At 59.2% G+C, this 20,711-nt stretch carries 19 protein-coding genes and 1 pseudogene; 17 read left to right on the top strand and 3 right to left on the bottom strand.

The features are described from left to right. From CCR95_RS25530 to CCR95_RS19470, 13 genes are all read left to right on the top strand, one after another. A partial coding sequence (locus CCR95_RS25530) for an IS4 family transposase (RefSeq protein WP_242523135.1) occupies positions 1-84 on the top strand: 84 nt, incomplete at its 5' end. A 63-nt stretch (positions 85-147) separates the two neighbouring features. Next, positions 148-276, top strand: coding sequence for a hypothetical protein (locus CCR95_RS25960; RefSeq protein WP_276570289.1), 129 nt, complete (start codon positions 148-150; stop codon positions 274-276). A gap of 104 nt (positions 277-380) precedes the next feature. Next, a complete protein-coding gene (locus CCR95_RS19515) occupies positions 381-3,632 on the top strand; it encodes a hypothetical protein (RefSeq protein WP_207188690.1) in 3,252 nt (1,083 codons plus the stop codon). After that, positions 3,629-4,063 (top strand): hypothetical protein, encoded by a 435-nt coding sequence (locus CCR95_RS19510; protein WP_201097592.1) that lies wholly within the window; start codon positions 3,629-3,631, stop codon positions 4,061-4,063. The genes CCR95_RS19515 and CCR95_RS19510 overlap by 4 nt, the downstream gene beginning before the upstream one ends. A gap of 179 nt (positions 4,064-4,242) precedes the next feature. Continuing rightward, on the top strand, positions 4,243-6,423 hold the full coding sequence (locus tag CCR95_RS19505; protein ID WP_201097590.1) for a type I restriction-modification system subunit M: 2,181 nt from the start codon (positions 4,243-4,245) through the stop codon (positions 6,421-6,423). Then, on the top strand, positions 6,420-7,685 hold the full coding sequence (locus CCR95_RS19500) for a restriction endonuclease subunit S (RefSeq protein ID WP_201097588.1): 1,266 nt from the start codon (positions 6,420-6,422) through the stop codon (positions 7,683-7,685). Before CCR95_RS19505 ends, CCR95_RS19500 begins: the two co-directional genes overlap by 4 nt. Before the next feature lie 12 nt (positions 7,686-7,697). After that, positions 7,698-7,823: a hypothetical protein gene (locus CCR95_RS25955; RefSeq protein ID WP_276570288.1), complete on the top strand. Its 126-nt coding sequence runs from the start codon at positions 7,698-7,700 to the stop codon at positions 7,821-7,823. 54 nt (positions 7,824-7,877) lie between these two features. Then, entirely contained in the window at positions 7,878-8,078 is a 201-nt protein-coding gene (locus CCR95_RS19495; RefSeq protein WP_201097585.1) for a hypothetical protein, read from the top strand. Continuing rightward, complete coding sequence (locus CCR95_RS19490; RefSeq protein ID WP_201097583.1) at positions 8,065-8,475, top strand: PIN domain-containing protein; 411 nt, start codon at positions 8,065-8,067, stop codon at positions 8,473-8,475. Before CCR95_RS19495 ends, CCR95_RS19490 begins: the two co-directional genes overlap by 14 nt. A gap of 7 nt (positions 8,476-8,482) precedes the next feature. Beyond that, entirely contained in the window at positions 8,483-11,539 is a 3,057-nt protein-coding gene (locus CCR95_RS19485) for a type I restriction endonuclease subunit R (RefSeq protein WP_201097580.1), read from the top strand. Further along, positions 11,536-12,297 carry a M48 family metallopeptidase gene (locus tag CCR95_RS19480; protein WP_201097578.1) on the top strand — a complete coding sequence of 254 codons (762 nt, stop codon included), beginning with the start codon at positions 11,536-11,538 and terminating at the stop codon, positions 12,295-12,297. The genes CCR95_RS19485 and CCR95_RS19480 overlap by 4 nt, the downstream gene beginning before the upstream one ends. Positions 12,298-12,327: 30 nt before the next feature. Further along, on the top strand, positions 12,328-13,023 hold the full coding sequence (locus CCR95_RS19475; RefSeq protein ID WP_201097576.1) for a hypothetical protein: 696 nt from the start codon (positions 12,328-12,330) through the stop codon (positions 13,021-13,023). 19 nt (positions 13,024-13,042) lie between these two features. Continuing rightward, positions 13,043-13,753, top strand: coding sequence for a hypothetical protein (locus CCR95_RS19470; protein ID WP_201097574.1), 711 nt, complete (start codon positions 13,043-13,045; stop codon positions 13,751-13,753). A 72-nt stretch (positions 13,754-13,825) separates the two neighbouring features. On the opposite strand, the gene CCR95_RS19465 is transcribed toward CCR95_RS19470, so the two are convergent. Together CCR95_RS19465 and CCR95_RS19460 are read right to left on the bottom strand one after the other, a co-directional pair. After that, a complete protein-coding gene (locus CCR95_RS19465) occupies positions 13,826-14,956 on the bottom strand; it encodes a hypothetical protein (protein WP_201097572.1) in 1,131 nt (376 codons plus the stop codon). A 168-nt stretch (positions 14,957-15,124) separates the two neighbouring features. Then, positions 15,125-15,445, bottom strand: a complete 321-nt coding sequence (locus CCR95_RS19460; RefSeq protein WP_201097570.1) for a hypothetical protein — start codon at positions 15,443-15,445, stop codon at positions 15,125-15,127. On the opposite strand from CCR95_RS19460, the gene CCR95_RS19455 reads away from it, so the two are divergent. Then, the gene (locus CCR95_RS19455; protein ID WP_201097568.1) at positions 15,444-16,076 is read left to right on the top strand and encodes a hypothetical protein; all 633 of its coding nucleotides are present in this window, start codon (positions 15,444-15,446) and stop codon (positions 16,074-16,076) included. The two genes, CCR95_RS19460 and CCR95_RS19455, sit on opposite strands and share 2 nt — an antisense overlap. Then, a complete protein-coding gene (locus CCR95_RS19450) occupies positions 16,073-16,417 on the top strand; it encodes an HGGxSTG domain-containing protein (RefSeq protein WP_201097566.1) in 345 nt (114 codons plus the stop codon). The genes CCR95_RS19455 and CCR95_RS19450 overlap by 4 nt, the downstream gene beginning before the upstream one ends. A 298-nt stretch (positions 16,418-16,715) precedes the next feature. Here the strand turns inward: CCR95_RS19450 and CCR95_RS19445 are convergent. Beyond that, positions 16,716-17,924: pseudogene (locus CCR95_RS19445) on the bottom strand (ISNCY family transposase); the annotation flags it as partial. Positions 17,925-18,008: 84 nt separating this feature from the next. On the opposite strand from CCR95_RS19445, the gene CCR95_RS19440 reads away from it, so the two are divergent. Together CCR95_RS19440 and CCR95_RS26460 are read left to right on the top strand one after the other, a co-directional pair. After that, positions 18,009-18,266, top strand: coding sequence for a ribbon-helix-helix domain-containing protein (locus CCR95_RS19440; RefSeq protein ID WP_201097596.1), 258 nt, complete (start codon positions 18,009-18,011; stop codon positions 18,264-18,266). An 81-nt stretch (positions 18,267-18,347) separates the two neighbouring features. Next, positions 18,348-18,692 carry an HGGxSTG domain-containing protein gene (locus CCR95_RS26460; RefSeq protein WP_420825675.1) on the top strand — a complete coding sequence of 115 codons (345 nt, stop codon included), beginning with the start codon at positions 18,348-18,350 and terminating at the stop codon, positions 18,690-18,692. The last annotated feature ends 2,019 nt before the right edge of the window (positions 18,693-20,711 follow it).

Raw genomic sequence — 20,711 nt, 5'->3', positions numbered from 1 at the left:
CGCAAGGGCGATGGCGAGCCCGGTTTGAAGACGATCTGGCTGGGCATGCAGCGCATCATGGACTTCGCCGCCGGGATCAAATAGGCCAGGGAGATGCCGGACACGGAAAGTTGTGTGTAATGGGATGCACTGAAAGGCGTCTATGACATGAGCGAGTTTGACGCCCAGCGCGCACAAGAGATCAAGGATCGGCGCGAGATCCAGCGCATCAAGAACAGGGTGCAAGATTTCTGCGTGACGAATTGGCCGGAGTATTTCGGCGAGGTGGCAGCATGAGCACCGCCATCAAAATGACCCCGACGAATGCCGCGTCCTTCGAGTTTAATCGGCCACCGACGGCTGTTGCTGCTGAGCCACAAGCGGCGCCCGATGCCCGCGCGATGATGACCGCCCTCACAGATCGGCGCGCCGAACAGCGGATGACACAAACCGCGCTCGCCGAGGCGATTGTCTATGACGTGGGCAACCTGAACCGCGTCCTGAAGGGCAGGCAGGAGATGAAGGATCAGGCCGCGCTGGCTCGCCTTGTGGCGCTGTATGAAGGCCGCGCCAAGGTGGACCTGGAGCCGTCCGGCGAATCAATCGAGTCGGCACCGACCGAAACCGCGGCGCAAGCCGACAGCCACGCAGAGGCGGCTGTCGATCCAATCGAGTCCGTCACTACCGGCGAGATTGAAGAGGGCGCAGAGGCTGCTATGGATGCGTCGATCTCTTCCGAAAATAACACCCAACCCACCCATAACACCCACCCTGGGCAAATCGTGGTGACGGAAATCCGCTCGGAGATCCCCACGCGACTGAATAAAACCTTCCTGTGGAAAGATGGCAAGGTCGCGAAGTCGTCGAGCGCGCAGATGACCAAGGGCACCTGCCAGCGCGTGACCGTGGCGAATTTGGCGGAGTTCGCGGTGTTGCTGGACCGGCAACCCGCCAATGCGGCGCTGACCTATGGCGTGCCCGAGGCGGAACAGTCGCGCATCGTAGCGAAGAAGGCGTTGACCGATGAGGAAGGCATCATCACCCGGTCGCGGCAGTTCTTCAGCTTCCGGCGCGCGCCCGGTATCTGGATGCTGGACCACGACGCGAGCGGCGAGCGGCGCCTGTCTCCCGAGGATCTATTGACGGGCATCCAGACTGCCGCGCCGATGCTGGACGCCGCGCCGATGCTGTGGCGCGCGTCCTCCTCGTCGAACATCGTGGACCCCAGCGGGCACGACAGCGGATTGAAGGGCCAACGGCTGTATCTTCCAGTGTCTGACGCCGCGCTGATCCCCGAGGCAGGCAAGGCGTTGGTCGCGTTGCTGTGGGCATCCGGCGCGGGTTGGATCGAGATTGGCAAAGCCGGCCAAGCGTTGCAGCGAACCATCGTGGATGCAAACGTCTGGCAACCGGAGCGGCTAGATTTTGTCGCGGTGCCGTCGCTCGGACCCGAGTTGACGCGCGCGACGCCCCCCGCCCGACTGATCGGCGATCCGTCCGGGCTGTTCGACCTGCGGGCGCTGATCCTGGCTGCGGACGGCACCGTTCGCGCACAAGCCGATGCCGCCATCAAGGCCGCAAAGAGCGGCGCCAGTGACGCCTTGTTCGAGGCGCGCGAGCAATGGATCGAGGAAACCGCGCCGAGCCTCGCCGAGCGTGCGTCCATCCCCGTGGAAACGGCCAAGGCGACCTTACGCAAGGCCGCGACCAAGCACACCCTGACCGGCGACTTTCGTTTGACGTGCAGCGACGGCACCGAGGTCAGTGTCGGTCAGATGCTCGATAACCCGGCGAAGTGGCACGGCAAACATTTTGCCGATCCGCTGGAACCGGACTACTGCAACGATCAGCGCATCGCATGGGTAAACTTGCGCAGCGGTGGACGCCCCTACCTCTACAGCCATGCTCACGGCGGGCAACGCTTCTATCTCAGTCGTCCGAGCAAACGGATTCGGCTGTTACGCGGCGACCGCGCGCGCGTAGTGGATAACTGCCTGGATCTGATCCGCGAACGCGGCGAGCTGTTCGACTTCGGAGACGGCGCGGCGCTGGTCCGCATCACCGAGGACGCCCGCGCCTTGCCCGTCAATCGCGACTGGCTGAACGATCACTTCGACCGTGTGACCGAGTTCTATGTGGAGGTGGAGCGCAAGAAAGAAGGCTTGCCCGTCATCGAGGAAGACCCCGCCGACGCCCCGCAATGGACGGCCACCCGTGTCATGGCGAAAGACGGCGAGCGAGGATTGCAACGCCTGGATGCCGTCATCACGGCGCCCACGCTGCGGCGCGATGGTTCAATCCTCGCCTCACCAGGATACGACGCGCCGAGTCGCCTGCTGTTGGTGTCGAGTTCGGCGGAACTGCCGCATGTCCCCTTGTCGCCCTCGCTGGACGATGCCAAGCGCGCGCTGGAACGGCTGTGGGCACCCGTGGCGCAGTTCCCGCTGGTCGATAACGTGGATCGTGGCGTAACGCTGGCGGGCATGTTCACCGCTTGCATCCGTGCCAGTCTGACCACGGCGCCCGGTTTCGCGTGGGATGCTCCCACGGCGGGTACGGGTAAAACGCTGCTGGCGCAGACCATCGGCGCCTTCTTCACCGGCGACATTCCGCCTGCTCTCCCGCCCGCGTCGGCGCAAGACGAGGAAGCCCGCAAGCGACTGTTCGCGGCGCTCCGCGACAATCACAAGACGATCCTCTGGGACAACATCCGCGAACCGTTCGGGAATGCGGCGTTGGATGCCTTCCTGACGGCGCCGACCTTCACCGACCGCATTCTCGGGAAGTCCGAGACCGCGACCCTGCCCAATCGTGCGCTGTTCCTGGCGACCGGAAACAACCTGCGACTCGTCGGAGATACCTGCCGTCGCATCCTCATTGCCCGGTTGGATGCCCGGATCGAAAAGCCCTACGCCCGTGAATTCGACTTCGACCCGGCGCAGATGACCATCGCGCGCCGGGATGAACTGGTGGTCGCGGCGCTCACGATTATCCGAGCTTGGATCACGGCGGGCAGGCCGCGACTCGGGAAAGGTCGGAGCGCGTCGTTTGAGGGCTGGGACGATCTGGTTCGACAACCCGTCTGTTGGGTCGCGAGTTGGAGTCAGTCCGTCACCTTCGCCGACCCACTCATTGCCACCGAACGCGCCTTCAGTGTGGACCCGGAAACCGCCAAGTTGGGCGCGTTGCTGGAAGCCGTGCAAACGATGTACGAGCACGACACCCGATCCAGTCATACCGTCGCGCAGATGTCCGCCTGGGCGAACGGCGATACCCAGATGGACAGCGACGCGCGACAGGAAGCCCGGCAAGCCTTGCGGGATGCGCTGGTCGAGATCGCGGGCGACCGGGCGAACGTCATCAATCCCCGGATTCTGGGTCGCTGGATCGAGCGACAGGCCGAGCGGCGCGTGGGCGGATTGCGGCTGGTGAAGGACGGGGTGTTGCACAAACAAAACCGCTGGATCGTCGCGGCGGATCAATCGCAACGAGCCGGAAATAACACCCAACATCCCCATAACACCCACCCAGACGAAAAAAACCACGCAAAGAACGGCGCGGGCTGGGAGGGCGAAGTGGGTGTTATGGGGGAGATGGGTGTTTATTCCGGGCAGGTTGAAACGCTCGCCGCAGAAGTCGAGGGCGAACTATGAACGCCGCCGCCCTCCTGACCGAAGCCACCCAAGCAGGCGTCAGCCTCGCCGCCACGGAGCGCGGGACGCTGAAATACTCTGGCGATCCATCGGCGCTGGAGCGGTTGTTACCGGAAATCCGCCAGCACAAGGCCGAGATTCTGGCGTTGCTCCGAGACCAGGACGCTCCGCTCCTGCTTTCCGCCGAGACCCAAGCCGACATCCAAGAAGCCATTGATGAACGTGCGGCAATCCAGGAGTTCGACGGCGGTCTACTCCGGCAAGACGCCGAGACCCAGGCGGCGAGCGCGATGCGCGTCTACCGCTATCGCGTCATCGAGAAACCGAACGTCTGGCTGGTGATGATTGCGCCGGGCTGCGACTTGGAGGAGGCACGGCAAACGCTGATCGGGCAGTTCGGCGCGCATCGGCTGCTTGAGATCAAGTCATGATCTACGACAATCCGCAAATGACGGTCGGAGACTGGCGACGTGATTCCGAAGTGTGATCGTCGCCTCATCCACCACGCGACAAACAAGGCCATGACAGCGCCGGCAGAATCCAAGACAGAGATCCCCCGGCACGAATATAGTGCCACTTGGAAATCCGAGCGAACCTGAATGATACCCGAATGAATCTCGACCAACTCCTTGAGCAGCTCAAATCACCCATCCTGGTGCGCCCCACGCGGCGCATGACCCAAGGCGAGCTGGAAAGCTATCTCGACAAGGCCGCCGACATCCTGCGCGGCAACGCCGATCACTCCGAGTTTCGCGGCTATGTCTTCGCGCTGCTGTTCTACAAGCGCATCAACGACTGTTTCGAGGAGGAGGTTCGCACCCAGGCGGACACGCTGATCAAGGCGGGCATCCCCCAGGACCAGGCGCTGACGCTGGCGCGCGACCCCACGAACCACCATTTCATCGTCCCCGAGGCGGCGCACTGGAATCAGGTCGCGCGCACGGCGAAGGGTCAGCTCGGCCAGGCGCTCAACGACGCCATGCTCGCCATCGAGCGCGCCAATAGCCATCGCCAGAACAATTTCGACGGCATCCTCACCGGCAAGATCGATTTCAACCGGCAGGACGAGCTGCCGCGCGACAAGCTGGTCAACCTCATCAACCAGATCGGCAGCCAGACCTTCGACCGCGCCCATGTCTCCGATGACCTGTTCGGCAACGCCTACGAGTATCTGATCCGCAATTTCGCCAGCCGGGCGGGCAAGTCGAGCGGTGAGTTCTACACCCCCGCCGAGGTGGGCTTTCTCATGTCCGAGATGCTGGAGCCAAAACCCGGCATGAGCATCTGCGACTGGTCCAGCGGCTCGGGGGGTCTGCTGCTCCAGTGCATCCGCTACGTTAAAAAGCATGGCGGCGACGTGCGCCAGCTCTTCCTGCATGGGCAGGAATCCAACCTCGTCACCTACAACATCTCGCGCATCAACATGATCCTGCACGGCGTGCCGATGTGGGAACACAAACAGGGTGACAGCCTGCGCGACCCGCGCCATCTGACCGCGACGAATCGTCTCAAGACCTTCGATCGCGTCATCATGAATCCGCCCTTTTCGCTGGAGGACTGGGGGCATGATACGGTGGCTTCCGGCGACAAATTCGGGCGCCTGAGTTTCGGCATGCCGCCCGTTTCCAATGGCGACTGGGCCTGGCTGCAACAGATCGCCAAATCGCTCAAGGACCAGGATCCGGCAACCAACGAGGCCGGCCGGGGCATGGTGGTCATGTCCCAGGGCGTGCTGTTTCGCGGTCAGCCCGAGCAGACCGAGGAAGAAGACGGCCAGAACCAGAAGGCCGATGCCGAATACCTGATCCGGCGCGGCTTCGTCGAGTCGGACCTGATCGAGTGCATCGTGGTGCTGCCGTCCAAGCTCTTCTATGGCAACGGCGTCCCCGCCTGTCTGCTGCTGCTCAACAGGCACAAGCCCGCCGAGCGCCAGGGCAAGACCCTGATGATCTGGAACTCGCGCCACTTCCAGAAGGCCAACCCGCAGAACCTGCTGCGCCCCTCCGACCTGATGCGCATCCTGGTCCCCTGGCGCGCCTTCGGCGATCTGGACGCGGCGAAGCAGCTTCTCGACAGCCACGCGGCACAACTGACGCGCGAGGTCGAGTCACACCGTGACCAGCGTCTGGCCGACATCGAGGACGCCTACGGCCCGGTGCTCGCCCCGTTGGCCGCGCTGGCGGACGAGCAGACCCGGCTCGACGCTCTGGACATCAAGGTCAAGGCGGTCAACGACGCCATCGCCCCTGCGCATCCCTGGTTCCACCCGCTCGCGCCACTCAAGGCCGAGGTCGACCGGATTCAGGCCCGGATCGACGCCGCCGGGCGCGGCGAGAAGGCCGCCATGAAGGCCCGACTCGTCCAGCCGAAGCAGGCGCTCGACGAGGCCCGCAAGCAACTGGTCGCCGCCATCCGGGAGCGCGGCAAGCAGGTCACGCGGGCGGTGAAGGAGCTGAAGAAACTCCAGGAAGAGCGAGACACCCGCGAGCAGGAGATCCGACTCGCCGCCGAGCGCGAGATCGCCCACCTGGCCGAGGCCAAGGCCGATCTGCGCCGAATCCTGAACGATCCGGACGAGGCGCGGCGCTACTTCGCCGTGGTGGATCGGGCCGAGATCGAAGAGAACGAATTCAATCTCAATTTGCCGAGGTATGTGGATACGTTTGAGCCGGAGAAGGTGGTGGCGTTGGAGGAGGCAGTTCGGAATCTCAAAGACGCAGAATCCCTAGCGACTGCGGCCAGAGCTGAACTTAAACGGATACTTGCCCATGTGGGAGTTGCGCAAGGATGAAGCTGCTATACGACAACCCATTGCCACCTGGCTGGAATGAAAAGCCGCTGACCCAAGCTATACAGCTTCGGCGCGGCTATACCTGGACCAAAGAAAACGAAATCGAACGACCCGAAAATGGTGCCGTTCCGGTTATTCGCATTCCGAATGTGCAAGATCGGCTTGATCTAACCGATTTGCTTTATCTGCGAGATGTTTCGCCGGAGGCGCTGGAAAAGGCTGCCGTCTCGAAAGGCTGGATTCTATTCGTCGGCTCAAATGGATCGCAAGACCGCATTGGCGATTCGGTTTTGCTGGAAAAAGATCAGGCCATGGTGTTCGCTTCATTCCTGATGGGCATGACATCGAAAGACCATAATGAATTACTCCCTGAATTTTTAGCAAGCTGGATGCGGATTCACCTCGTTCATGAGTGGTTCAGCAAGACTTCGCAGCAAACAACCGGCCTTGCCAATTACAGTTGGGGAGCGGTTAAAAAATTACCGCTGCGTTTTCCATCAGACATCAACGAACAACGCCGCATTGCCGCGACGCTGAAGCTGGCCGACGACGCTATTGCCAAAGCCAGGGCCGAGCTGGAGGCGGCGCGGGAGTTGAAGCGATCGCTGACCTCGGAATTGCTCCACCCCCCCAAGGCTGAACACTGGCAACAGACGACATTTGCCTCGCTCGTCAGTGAGAAGATACGCAATGGTTACTCGCCTACATGCCCGCAAGACCCAACCGGCGCATGGGTTCTATCCTTGGATGCATTGAATGACGATGGATTTAACCCTGAAGGTATTAAGCCCGCTCCGATTGAAGATGAAGGCTTGTTGCCGTTCAGGTTGATAGCGGATGACATTTTAGTAAGCCGTTCCAATACGCCGGAGCTTGTCGGCAGGTCTGGCCGCTATGCCGGTCGCCCTGATATTGCTTATTATCCAGATCTAATGATGCGGGTTCGGGTCGATCGTGCGCTTATCTCCCCTGCCTTCGCCGAAATGCTTTTGCAAAGTACAAATGCGAGGCGCTGGCTTAAGTCCCGTGCAAGCGGAACAAGTGGCAGCATGGTCAAAATCAAACGCAGAGATATCATGTCTCTGCCTATCTTGCTTCCTTTGCCAGACCAACAGAATGAAATAGTTGGTGCCGTTGCTGCTGCAAAAGAGGCGGTAACCGCTTCCGAAATGAGAGCATCAGCCCTCCAGCAGATCAAAAAATCCCTCCTGCAAAACCTCCTCACCGGCAAGATCCGCCTTCCGCCCTCTCCCGTTTCTTGATTGGAGACCCTCATGCACGCCATCGAGATCGAAACCGAGATCGACCACAATCGCGAGATCCATCTCAAACTGCCCGCCGTGATCAGGGTCGACGAGATCGTGATTCCCTGCTGGGAAGAACGCAATGCCCGGCGCTGAGTTCGTCGATACCAAAACCACCGCAATCCAGAACAGCGAACCCGGAAAATGACGATGCAGCCCATCCGCCAGATTCTCGAAGACGCGCCCGCCGCGATTCCCGTTCCCGTCGAGCTTCGCCATCGCCGAATCGAATATATCCTATGGCCGCTCGATGAGCCTGAAGAGCCAACCCGAGAGCGCCCGAAGTTCAATATCGCGGATGTTGATGCAATCGAAATTCCGACACGGGAAGCGCGCAATGCACGGCGGTAGCTTCGTCGATACCAATATCTGGGTCTATGCCCATCTGCGCGCGCCCAATGAGCCGCGCCATGCGCGTGCGCTGGCATTGGTCGAGGCACTCACCGACGGAGTGATCAGCGCCCAGGTTGCGTCCGAGTATTACAGTGTCATGTTGCGAGCCAAGCAAAGCGATGACTGGATACAGGAGAATCTCGGCTTCATCCTGGGCTACGTCCGACTGCAACCGCTCAACGAAAGGGTGCTGCGTCAGGCTTGGCGGATTCGCCATCGTTACGGATTCTCGATCTGGGACAGCCAGATTCTTGCCGCCGCGCTGGAAGCCGGCTGCCGCACCCTCTATACAGAGGACTTGCAGCACGGCCAGGTCATCGAAAATCTGAAGATCATCGACCCCTTCCAAGGATGAGCCGGCCATGACCGAAACGGTATTCACCGCGCCCCATCGCATCGAAAAGCCCACGACGCCCTATGATGTCGTGCGCCTCTTCAACGAAGAGACCACCGTCGAGCGCGAGATCATCGCGCATCTGCAAACCCCGGCGCTTGGCTGGACCTATCGTTCCCGTGAGCAGCTTGCCGAACTGCGCCCGGACGCGCGCGAGGTGCTCTTGCTGCCCGTGCTGCGGGAGAAACTGAAACAGCTCAACCCGACCATCCTGACCGACGAGGCGCGGGTGGAGGCCATCATCACCCGGCTGCGCGCCTGCCGTGATAACGCCCAGTGGCTCGCCTGGCTGAAGAACGGCGTCAACTATCAATTCGACCCGTCCGAAAAGGCCCAGGACGTGCGGCTGATCGACTTCGACGATCTGGACGCGAACGACTGGTGGGTGACCAACCAATTTCCGGTCGAGGGCAACTCACCCCGCCGGCCGGATCTGGTGCTCTTCATCAACGGCATCCCCATCATCGTGATCGAGGCCAAGACCGCCAGCCGTCACCAGCCGGATTGGCGCGAGGGGGCCAAACAGCTCGGCATGTATGCCGAAGAGATCGACCAACTCTTCTACACCAACGCCTATGGTGTCGGCGTGAACGAGACCCGCATGATGTACGGCATACCGGGCCGACGCTTGCAGTTCTGGCTGCAATGGCGCGATCCCTGGCCGCACGCGATCGACGAATTCGACGAGATGAAGGTCTCGCTCTACGGTTTGTTCGACCGCAACAACCTGCTCGACTTCATCCGTCATTTCATCATCTTCGTGACCAAGGACGGCAAAACCGAGAAGGTCGTGGCGCGCTATCAGCAGTATCTAGCAGTGAGGGACATCCTCGGCCGCGCCATCGACTTGAGTCTAACGCCGGAGCAACGGCGCGGCCTGGTCTGGCACACCCAAGGGTCCGGCAAGACCCTGACCATGATCTTCGCCGCCCGCTGCCTGTGGGAAGACAAGACGCTCGGCCAGCCGACCGTGATCCTGCTGGTGGACCGCGAGCAGCTCGGCAGCCAGATGGACCGTGAGCTGATGGCCACCGGCACCGAGAATGTGCATGTCGCCGCCAGCAAGAAGGATCTGGAGGCGAAGCTGGCGGGCGACTATCGCGGGGTGATCCTGACCACCGTGCATCTGTTCGAGGGCATGCCCAAGCGGATTACCAAGGCGCGCAAGAACGTCATCGTCATGGCCGACGAGGCGCACCGGACTCAGGAGCGCGAGCTGGGCACCTACATGCGCGCGGCGGTCGAAGGGGCGTCGCTGTTCGGTTTTACCGGCACCCCGATCGAGAAGGACGACCACAATACCCCGCTGGCCTGGGGCCGGATCAAGGACGACGGCGCCATCGAGCGTTACATGGGCCGTCCCTACACAGTGACCAACGCCCTGCGCGACGGTGTGGTCAAGCCGATCCACTGGCAGCCGCGCAAGACCGACTGGCAGCTCTACGGGGCCAGGCTGGATGCCGCCTTCAAGCGCGAATTCGGCCATCTGGACGAGGCCGAGCAGAACAAACTGGTCAGCGGCTCCTCGACCCTGGACGTGCTGCTGAAACTGCCCAAACGCATCGCACAGATCGCCGACGATGCGGTGGAGCACTTCAACGCGCATGTCCGGCCCAACGGCTTCAAGGCGATGCTGGCCTGCAAGGACAAGGAAACCGTCAGGCTCTATACCGAGGCCCTGCGGGCGCGACTGGGAGACGAGGCGGTCATGGCCGTCATCTCCGAGCAACCTGAGAAGGATCCGGACGCGATCAAGGCGCTCTATCTGGGCGAGGCGAAGCGTAAGCGACTGCTGAACGAATTCCTGATCCCGGCCCAATCCGAGCGGCCGGAGCATCAGGACAAAGCCGATCGCCAGGTGGAACTGCTGGTGGTGTGCGACATGCTGCTGACCGGCTTCGACGCGCCGATTCTTCAGGCCCTGTATCTCGACAAGAACCTGCGCGACCACGGTCTGCTGCAAACCATCGCTCGGGTGAATCGACCCTACAACGAGCTGAAGGGGCACGGCCTGGTCATCGACTACTACGGCATCTTCGATCACTTGAACGAGGCGCTGAATTACCGCCCCGAGGAACTGGGCGACATCGCCTTTCCCTTCGAGCGCATCCGCGAGCACTTCCGCCATGCGTTCGATGCCTTGTGGGCGATCTTCCCCGAGGCAACGGTGCCGCGCGACGGCTCCCATGGGGCCTTTATCGCCGCCATGAAGATCCTGCGCGACGAGGAAGGGGCGGAAAAGCAATTCGACACCGGTTATCGCAACCTGCGCGTGCTCTATGAGGCGCTGCAACCGGACGAGCAGTTACGAGACTACGTGCGCCCCTACGCCTGGTTGACCAAGCTCTATCTGCTCTACCGCAAGAAGTTCTATCCCGACGCAGCCCTGGAAGCAACGGAAGAGGATGCCGCCCGTACCCGCGAACTGATTCGCCAGCATATCGACGTCGAGGAACTGGAAAAGGAATTCCCCACCTATGTGCTGGACGAGCATTTCCTGACCAAGCTGAAGGATCAGAAACCGGACGCCAAGGCGCTGGAGATCGAGGCCATTCTGAGCGCGGAGTTGCGCATCCGGATGGATCAGGACGAACAGTTCCGGCCGCTGTCGGAGGCATTGCAACGCCTGATCGACCAGAAACGCGCGGGTACCCTGGCCGGGATCGCCCTGATCGAGGAACTGGAGAGACTCACCGAGGCGGTGCGGGCTGCGGTGGACGAGGCCAATCGACCGATCGCCCAACAGTTAGCGCTCAAGATCAAGACCCGCAATGCAGCACTCACCGACACCCAGGCCGCCGAGGTGGCCGCCGCCGTGCTTGGTGTGGCGGACCAGCATTGTTTCGCTGGCTGGTGGAACACCAGCGCGGTGGATCCGGAACTGTCCAAGGCGTTGCTGCTCTTGATCGCGCAACGCTTTTCCACGCTGGGGCTATTGGCGGGTGATGCGATGGGATTCATCGGGACACTGGTGCAATTGCTCAAGCGCAAGCACTACAAACCGGGCCGTCAGAGCACCGAATGAGCCAAACCGCTTCTATCGACCTGCCCGATGGTCGGCGGCTCGATTACGAGATCCGCCCCTCGGCCAGGGCCAAGAATCTGCGTCTGAAGATCAGTGCCCGCGATGGGCTGGTGGTCATTGCGCCCAAGGGGGCGGAGACCGGGCGTGTGATGGAACTGGTGAAGAGCCGGGCGGACTGGATCGGCGAGCGATTGAGCCAATTCGACACTGTGCGTCATCTCATCCAGGAGGCCCCACCGGTTCGTCCCCAGGCGTTCGACCTGCCGGCCCTCGCCGAGACCTGGCGAGTCGAGTATCGGAAGACCCGCGCGCGCACCGTCGGGGCGCGGACTGACCAATCAGGGCGAATCCTGGTCATGGGCGGGATCGAAGATCCGGAGGCATGCCAGGCGGCACTGCGCCGCTGGTTGGCGCGGCACGCTCGGGAAGCGTTCGAGCCGTGGATCGCCAACATCGCGCAACAGACAGGACTGCGCTACACCGATTTGTCGGTCAAGAACCAGCGCACCCGTTGGGGAAGCTGCACCCGACAGGGCCGGGTGAGCCTGAATTGCAAGCTGCTGTTTCTGCCACGGGAACAGGTTCGATATGTCATCATCCATGAGCTTTGCCATACTCTGGAGCATAATCACTCCCAGCGATTCTGGGCCTATCTGCGCCAATTCGAGCCGAGTACTGACGCACTGCATGGGCAGATGCGGGATGCGTGGAAGTTGATTCCGGTATGGGTGCAGCGAAAGGTAATGCTGGAAATTTGAGGTTATCGTCTCGATCACAAAAGATCAGCCATGAATACTTTATCACTTGTTTTAGCGTTACTTCAGGAGGCCCGTAGCCAAAGCGTCGCGCCGATGCTGAAAACGACGCTTGTCAAGTTTCTTTACCTGTTGGATGTCTATACAGCGGAAGAAAACGCGGGGTGTCGCATATCAGGCGTCGCATGGAAGTTTCTTCATTTTGGTCCTTTTTCGATTGAAGTCGCGCAAGCGATCGATGAACTAGCCAGCCTCAGAAAGATCGTTGTGGATGTCCGTGAAACTCAGGCTGGAGACAAGGAGTTTGCGCTAATCGATTTAGGTGAGTATCAAAGGGTTGATGATTTGACAGGGCTTGGAGTATCAGGAGTAGTGCAACGGCGGATGCATGCCGATATGCGGCGTTATGGAAAAGACCTTTCCGCTTTGCTTGATCATGTCTATTTTCGGACAGCACCCATGCTTGAAGCACGGCCTGGTGATTCGCTTGATTTCTCGGATTGCATAAAAGTATCGATTCAAGATCTCAAGACAATTGAGATGAAAAAATTACGAACAAAGGCCATAAAACAAACGCGCACTAAACTGTGCGAAATGATTAAAGCAAGAAAAGTTCAAAACAGCGTTGTTCAAGGCGAGTTTGATGAAGTGTATTTTTCGGGGCTCAGCCTGCTGGAGGGCGAGCCGCTAGAGATTGGGCTAACGGGCCACGCGAAATTGAAGGTGTAACGCTGGGAGTCGCGTATAAATGGGAATCTTGCAGGTATTCGAAAGCTTCTATGAAAATGTTGCGCAAAGTGAGAAACCCGCTCCCGGTCACCTATATTGGGTTCCGACGCCCGAAGTAAACGAAGTTCCCCGTATTCTTGATGTTGCGCGAGCATCACCTTCGGAACATGAGGTTTCCAGTTTTACAATTTGCGATATTGCCAAGACTCACTTTAAAAAACGAGATCGCTTACCAATAAAGAGCCTTTCCCTAGGCGAAACTGAAGAGCTGATTATCGCCAAAGCCAAGAGACGTCCTGCTGTTATTATTTCCGTAATGGCATCTGAGAATATTCAAGGACTGCCAGAAGGACACCAGCAGCGAATGGCCAAACATCTGGAGAAACCCTGCTATCTGGTTGCACCGTTGTATAGTACAGCGACAGCTATGAAGCCAGGAACCTTTGGCCCGGTACTTGTCGCTAGGATTCGAGCTTTACAATACTTACATTTCTTCTGTTTACCTGATCGCAATTCACCCGACAAGCCGTCGTCTATCATTCGCTTGGATCGTGTTTTCCCGACCTATCTTGGCAGGGGATCAGAGTCGATGGAATATAAAATGCACGAAGAGCCTTTTGAGATTCTGCTTTCGCAGTTTTCGATACTGTCTGGAGCGGTTTATCGCGAGCCTTACGATCTTGCTAGGGGATTGGTGCAAGACGCTTTACCTGCTGCGTTGGACGCCTAATAGCTGCTTCACCGCACGACTGCAATCATTATATTGTTGATTTTATTAGAATTACAGGTCGCGCATAAACACCTATTTGCGCGAGGCTAGCGATACATCAATTTCGCCAGTCTTTAACGCCTCTCGCCCCCCAACCGTCACTCGTTCGTCACGGTCAAAGGCTTCATACAATTCGTCATAGAATTCAGATGGAAATCGGCATAAGTGATCTTTGCCATCATCTGTTTCCCGAAGCGTAAAAGAAAAATTATCCTTGTCGAATTCGCGCACTAAGCCGCTGACGGTTGTGATCGTCTCTTGCGACGCGCGTACCTCGCGCAAGGCTTGACGCACCCTGGTCGAGGCGTCCCGCGTCAGACGATAAGGCACACCGGCATTGGGAAACATCCGGCCGCGTACCTCAATGCACTTCACCAGGCCGGATTTGGGTGGCACGAGCTTTTCCAAGGCTTCGAGTAACTCGATTGGCAGCGCGTCTACCATTTCATCGGGGCTGATCTCAATGGCCCAATTCAGCGCCTGTTCCAACTTCTGCGCGATTTCGCCCAAGGCTGTGGCGGTCTCATCCACCATGCCCGTTAAGGGTGCCTGCTGTCCCTCTGGTAAGCGGAAAGCCGCTTCAAAGCTGTTGTAGGCGAAACCCAGGGTGGGGAGGTCGTAGAACTGGCGAATCGTCTTGGCTTTACGGCCAGATAGCTTGGCATCGTCGAAGACGGCATTCGCGACCTTCTTCAATGCTGTGGTGGCGCCTTCGATCACTTGGCGGACGACGCTCATCGGAACCTGGCCTTCGCTCAGGCCGTCGCCGATCGCGCGCAAGGCAAAAAAGGGCTCCAGGTGCGGCCAAAGCATGACACCCTTCTCCGGTAGCGCGTCCGCTGGTACGTCACTCAGCGTGCCCCGCCATGCCGCCCGTGGTTGGCCATCGTAGCCAAGATCGACGAACCAGACCCAGGGTTGATCGATTGCATCGCGCACGGAGCGGATGCCGTCCTTGAGTTTGGCGAGGATGTCAGGATTCGTGGGCGCGGCGATGAAGCGCAGCACTGCGCCGTCGTCGTCCGCCAAGAAGCAAAGGAGGTCGCCGAGGGGGGATTGTGCGGAAAAGATGCGGGGACCATCGAATTCATAGAGCACTTCCGATGGGACCAGGTTGCCAACGTCGACCACATCGACGGGGTTCGTGTTGAGTTCCCAATCCACGGCGTTAAACCTCTACCACCGAGAAGGGCGCCACCCGGTCGACATCGGAGTAAGCCCACCAGGTTGTATGGGAGGGTGACGTGTGGCTGCTAGTCAGCTTTGACTGACCAAGAGAGTCATCAAGTTCGCCCCTGTAAACGATCGATCCAAGGCGAGGAAACAGCCGAGTCAGATGCTTTGCGTCTGATAGGTCGCGGAGCATGGATAGGCCCACTCGCAAACAGGCTCCGCTGTTGGTGCCCGTTTCAGTTCGGCTTGCGATTTAAAGTCATCGGCCGTCGGGGGATGATGGCGACCCACCCGGAAATACACGCCATTGGCGGGTTCCGCGTCATCGGGTGGGCAGTTCTGCCAGTCCTCTGGGAATTTCATCTTGTTGTTTTCGTTATAAGTCCATTTCAAAGTTGTAGAATCATAGCGAGTATTGTGGAGGCCGAAAAACATAATTTTTCCAAATGATTTAGGCAAAACCAGCGAGATGCGCAGCATGGGCGGACTGGGTTCAGGGGAGTATCAGATCCGGCGCAAGGGCACGACCACACGTCTGCGGCAACTCGACATTCGCCAGTTTGCGCGACAGGGTTTGCTGAACCCAGGGGCGTTCACGACGTGGTCATGGAACTTGGACGGCAAGCCTTATGGATCGGTCAGACTACGCACCACTGAAACAACTCTGGTGCTGGATTACAACCGACAGGTTGACGGTGGTGAGTGGCAAGCGCGGCGAGAAACCCTCGACATCGAGCAGACCGCCTGCAATCTCGGCGGCTACCGGCCCTGGTTCCATTGCCCGTTCTGCTGGGGACGGTGCGCCATCCTCTACCTGACCGGGCACGGTTTTCTGTGTCGGACCTGCGGTGAACTGAATTACCCCAGCACCCGGCAAAACGCGGCAGATCGGGCTATGTCGCGGATGCATGTCATCCGCCGGCGGCTCGGATGGTCTGTCAACGCCCTGGACAAGGACGGCGGCAAACCGGAGGGAATGCGCTGGCGTGAATATTACCGGCTGGTCTGGAAGCATGACGCGGAATTGGTGAAGGCGACGACTGGGATAGTGGCCTGGCTGGACAAACGGCATCAGCAGTTAGAAAAGGCGGTTGGGAGAAAGTCGACGTGACAGAAGCCCCCAGCAATTCACGACCCAGCCGAAAGCGCAAATTCACGCCGGTCTGCGGCGCCAAGACCCGGCGCGGCACGCCCTGTCAGTGCAAACCGCTCAAGAAGGGCGGACGGTGCAAATTCCACGGCGGCGCGAGCACCGGACCCACGACAACCGAGGGCAAGGAGACTGCGCGGGCGAATCTTCAGAAGGCCAGTGCGGTTATCAACTCGTCTCTACATGCCGAGACCCGGCGCGCGCGATCACTGAAGGGCTGGGAGACTCGGCGAAAGAAGGCCCAGCGGCGCCGACTGATCGAAATCGGGCGGATGTATGGAATCCCGACGCACTGGCTTTGAGGGGGTTTATGCGCGTTATATGCGCGGGCGCGTGATGGACTCGGCGACGATTACCCAAGGATCGCCTAAGGATCGGCGACACTTTGGGCGGCGTCGATGAATAGCAGCATGTAGGAGTTTTCGAAAATGGCGACAGCAGCACAAATGCAGGCTTACCGGGCGGCAGACACCAAGGTCAACGTCCACAGTAATTCTCATTTTGGCATTTTCAGCCGGTTTTAGGCTTCGGGGTTGGCGGCTCGAAGCTGGCGAGCATGAACGTTATCAAGTCACCCCAGGTCTCGAAGCAGAGATAGCTGGTGAGGGTTCGGATATCGCTGAACAGACGTTGTCGGGACGGCAGCTTCTGGCGCAGGAGCTGATACTGGTCGTCCATGTACTCCAGGATCGTGTGGACCAGGAAGGCCAGGATGATGAGGCTGGCCAACACCGAGGAGAGATGCTGCTGGCCATGCCCATAGTTGTGCTCGAAGTGATAGCCCTTGGTCTTCAGCACGTTGTTGTTTTCGTTTTCGATCTTCCAGCGGCTACGCCCAGCCGCGACGATCGGCGCCACCGACTGATCGGTCAGCTCCAGGGAGGTGGCGAAACTGTTGCGATAGAGGATCTTGCCCTGCGCATCGGAGGTGGTGAGCTCGCACCAGTTCACCAGGAGCGCGTCCTGGCCATCGCGCAGGGGAATGTCGCAGGCGTAGCGATAGGTGTCGGTCTCGCGGTGTCGTCCGTTCCAGCGCGAGCGCACCAGGGTGCGCATCCCGCCGTCGCGCTGGAGGAAAGCGAGCCAGTCCTCGACAGTGGCATGGGAGCTGGGTTTGCAGACCAGGATGAAATTCAGGTCCCGACCCAACAGGTCGCGACAAAACGGCTCATGGCAGAAGAGGTCGTCGCCTAGCACGGTGACGTTCAGCGGGCTCAACCGGGCGGCGTTCGCCGCCAGCCAGCGTTTGGCGGCGTTGAGCTCACAGTCCTGCTTGTGCGAACCATCCTGCGGACGGATGAATTCCGGGGCGAGCGCGATCACCTTGTCCAATCCGGGCTTCACCAGCACCGGGGTCAGCGCGCCATGAACATAGCGCACTTCGCCATTGGCGTGCTCACGGGTCGAACAGTGCGGGCAATGGATCGCCTTGGAGGAAAAATACTCGGTGCCGTCCAAGGCCACCAGCAACGACTGATTCACCGAGCAGCGATAGGTGTCCAGGACACCCGCTTGGTTCAGCGCCTCGAACAGCCAGGTAAACAACGGCTGCAACTGGGCCGGCTCGGTGGCATCCAGGAGGGTGCGGATGTGATTGTCCGAGGGGATGGCGTGGACCCCGAAGAGGGTCTGAGCGTTGTTGCGCCCATGCGCTTGCTCAAGGCTGCGCTGATACTCCAAAAACGACGGGCTCTGCATGAAGAAGACCGAGAAGGCACTCAGTCCAGCATCCACCAGGGTGTAGCGCGTATTGTTGCCCCGACGCGCATCGGTGAACAGCTCAAAGGTACGGCGGATTTCCCGCGTGATGTCAGCCAAACTCAGAACATTGGGGCCAAAGTGGATGCTCAAGACAAGGATTCCCATCAGGGGTAGCCGGGGACTCTAGCGCGCCTGGGCCAAAATGAGAATTGCTGCAACGTCCAGGTCCGACTTGACCCGGCGACCGTTGAGCGGCTGGATCGGATGGTGGCGCGACGTGGTGCCAGCGGCCGAGCGGCCGTCATCGAGTCACTGCTGACGGGCAAGCCTATCGATGGCGAAGATCCGATTCATCTGGCGGCCGATGGCCTGCGGCTGGTGCGCGGATACTTCGAGATCACCGGCGAGACCGTTGTTCATGCGGGCGCCGTCACGGCGGCGATGAAGTGACGCATTTCGACGCATCGCGCGCGCGAAGCGGAAAGACATTGGTAAAGACAATGATTTATCGCGAATCGATAGCTTATTTCAATGGATGACCCGGATGCCGTTCGTCGGCGCCGACTGGTGGCCTTCAATCGGTCGCGGGATCGGCAGTGGGCACGCCTCAAGGCGGCGGGCGTCGATGAAGGACAGATCACCCGGTATCTGCCCGTTTGGCCGCGTGACCTGCTGAACCTGGCGTGTGGTGCCCAGACTCGCAAAGGCACGTCCTGCAAGCAGACGGCGATTTACTCGAACGGCCGATGCAAATATCACGGCGGGTTGAGTACCGGACCCGTGACGCCCGAGGGCCGGGAGCAGTCACGCATCAATGGCAGGAAGGGAGGACGACCAAAGCAGAACCCGAATTCATGCGATGCTGGAAAACCTTAGGACTGTGGCGGCAGGCCGACATTCTGCTCCCGGTAGAACCCGAGTCCATGCGACGATAGAAAAAGGTACAGTCTGCCGCTCGACCGACACACCCGCCGCCCTGGCGGGTTTTTTGTGGGTCTGGATCGCAAATCTTGCGGCTGATTGAACCCTAAAAGAACCCGACAAAAAAAGCCGGTTTGTCTTGCGACGTAACCGGCTATTTTAATTGGTGCCCAGGGGCGGAATCGAACCACCGACACGAGGATTTTCAGCCCAGCGAACAGCTTGGAAAATCTTTAAAAAATAATATTTTTCAGTGAGTTGGACTGATATTTAGGGCGCTGGTCAGGCGTCCTCGGACCGGGGAAATTGGTGTGTAAGTACCTGTTTTGAAAGGTTTCTACTCAACGTGCCACGGTTGCACTCGGTTCCGTCACCGGTCTCAATCGACCGGAGCGCGACCGGAAACGCTGGACCGGAGCGATGGACCGGAGTCGGTAAAACAACGGGTTACAGCGTATTCAGACCGGAGTCATGCGTGAGTGCAGACGGTGTTCTCAATGCGTGTTGGACCGGATGCGGACCGGAGCCAATGCGGTCGCTCTCAACATACCCCGGTGCCGGTCCGATGGCAGACCTCCCAGTTTGACCGCCCACGGGTGAGGGTGACACCTTGCGCCCTGAAAGATGGCCAATCTTGGCCTCTCCTGCACGTTTTTTTGGGGGTGGTTCGTTCTCTCTAGCCGTTGGGAAGGGGTGCACAACAGTGCGCTGTTTTAGGTGCGCTACCCAGGTTGGAGGAACCCTGAACACCCTGACAACCCTGAAGACCCTGGTCATGAAGGGACAAGCGCAACTGTGACCATGCATGACCAACTGCCACGTCATGAAGCCGTCAGCGAATCACTGTCATTCAATGAAAAATCAATAAATATTTTAATTTATATTGAAATTTAGTTTCACGACTGCAAATTCAATGAATTAAAAAATAAGATACAAGACATTCCGATTCAAAATTGAAATTGCGTTAATGATCTGAATAAAAATAGAGTGAATTTTACTTCGATTTGAATTTCAATTTTTCAATGAATCGATCACGCCCACCAACTGGCTTTTTCTCTGCCAGCATTCCATCCGACACGCCAACGTTGAAAACGTCCAGCGTTGCTGCTCTTCCTAATTAATTTGCCGTTTTCAACGCTCACGGTCACACTCACGCGTTGCGCGATGGTTTCCTGACGGATTGAACTAGAGCCATTCTGAATGGATCGTCAAAATGATACCTTCCGTGGCATGTACGGCCTGACGCTTCAATGAATCGCTTCCATTCGTTTGCCTGAGCATCAAATAAAAAAATAAATCAAATAAAAAATCAATTTTAATTCAATAAATTTTTGAATGTGGTGATGACGCAAGCGGTTAACCTCCATCACCGGTCAACGAGGGGTCTCGCTCCAGGTCAAGGGAATGACGGTTCACGCTGTCCAATCGCGCTTCCAGTCGGCCCTTGGGCAGGGTACGCCCCCTGACGTTCAGCCGCTCCTCCGATGTTGAAAACGTCCAATCTTGTGGCTCTTCCTAATCACGTTGCCGTTTTCAACACCCCCGTGGAATCAACGGTGCCGTTTCCCCAAGCTTTCCTTGCCGTTCCCCATCGCTCCCCGTGGGAACCAAGCTGGCCTGCCAGGTTTGGCCTTCCTCAACGGCCAAGGGGCTGAACGCCTCCACGGGTGTTCTCACGATGACCACGCCATGTTCAATCCCCTGTGATGGGACGGCCCGGCGTGGCGTTGGACGTGACCACTCGATGGGGCGCCACCGCGACCGGTCTCCTTTCCTCCGTCACGTCCACCGCCACGGCGGCCCGCCCCCCTCCATGCACCCCGTGGTACCCCGGTTTCGCGCCCAGACGCCCGGTTTTCGGCCCTTCGCGCGCCGCCCTTGGGTTTGGGTCAGACGCGACGCCCCACCGGCGAAAAACCCGCGTCTGGCCCGCTATCGGGGCCTTTTTTCGGACGCTCTCGCCCCGACCCCGTC

This window comes from Thiocystis minor (assembly GCF_016653465.1).
In the GTDB taxonomy this organism is placed as follows: domain Bacteria; phylum Pseudomonadota; class Gammaproteobacteria; order Chromatiales; family Chromatiaceae; genus Chromatium; species Chromatium minus.
The sequence above is the reverse complement of the archived record's forward strand: the minus strand, read 5'-3'. Positions and strand labels throughout refer to the sequence as shown.

Bases quoted from the DNA above. Each gene is read 5' to 3' on its own strand.
- CCR95_RS19455 (WP_201097568.1), top strand. From the start codon at position 15,444: ATGGGCGGACTGGGTTCAGGGGAGTATCAGATCCGGCGCAAGGGCACG.
- CCR95_RS19470 (WP_201097574.1), top strand. From the start codon at position 13,043: ATGGGAATCTTGCAGGTATTCGAAAGCTTCTATGAAAATGTTGCGCAA.
- CCR95_RS19510 (WP_201097592.1), top strand. From the start codon at position 3,629: ATGAACGCCGCCGCCCTCCTGACCGAAGCCACCCAAGCAGGCGTCAGC.
- CCR95_RS19505 (WP_201097590.1), top strand. From the start codon at position 4,243: ATGAATCTCGACCAACTCCTTGAGCAGCTCAAATCACCCATCCTGGTG.
- CCR95_RS19475 (WP_201097576.1), top strand. From the start codon at position 12,328: ATGAATACTTTATCACTTGTTTTAGCGTTACTTCAGGAGGCCCGTAGC.
- CCR95_RS19500 (WP_201097588.1), top strand. From the start codon at position 6,420: ATGAAGCTGCTATACGACAACCCATTGCCACCTGGCTGGAATGAAAAG.
- CCR95_RS19495 (WP_201097585.1), top strand. From the start codon at position 7,878: ATGCAGCCCATCCGCCAGATTCTCGAAGACGCGCCCGCCGCGATTCCC.
- CCR95_RS26460 (WP_420825675.1), top strand. From the start codon at position 18,348: ATGGATGACCCGGATGCCGTTCGTCGGCGCCGACTGGTGGCCTTCAAT.
- CCR95_RS19515 (WP_207188690.1), top strand. From the start codon at position 381: ATGATGACCGCCCTCACAGATCGGCGCGCCGAACAGCGGATGACACAA.
- CCR95_RS19460 (WP_201097570.1), bottom strand. From the start codon at position 15,445: ATGCTGCGCATCTCGCTGGTTTTGCCTAAATCATTTGGAAAAATTATG.
- CCR95_RS19485 (WP_201097580.1), top strand. From the start codon at position 8,483: ATGACCGAAACGGTATTCACCGCGCCCCATCGCATCGAAAAGCCCACG.
- CCR95_RS19480 (WP_201097578.1), top strand. From the start codon at position 11,536: ATGAGCCAAACCGCTTCTATCGACCTGCCCGATGGTCGGCGGCTCGAT.
- CCR95_RS19490 (WP_201097583.1), top strand. From the start codon at position 8,065: ATGCACGGCGGTAGCTTCGTCGATACCAATATCTGGGTCTATGCCCAT.
- CCR95_RS25960 (WP_276570289.1), top strand. From the start codon at position 148: ATGAGCGAGTTTGACGCCCAGCGCGCACAAGAGATCAAGGATCGGCGC.
- CCR95_RS25955 (WP_276570288.1), top strand. From the start codon at position 7,698: ATGCACGCCATCGAGATCGAAACCGAGATCGACCACAATCGCGAGATC.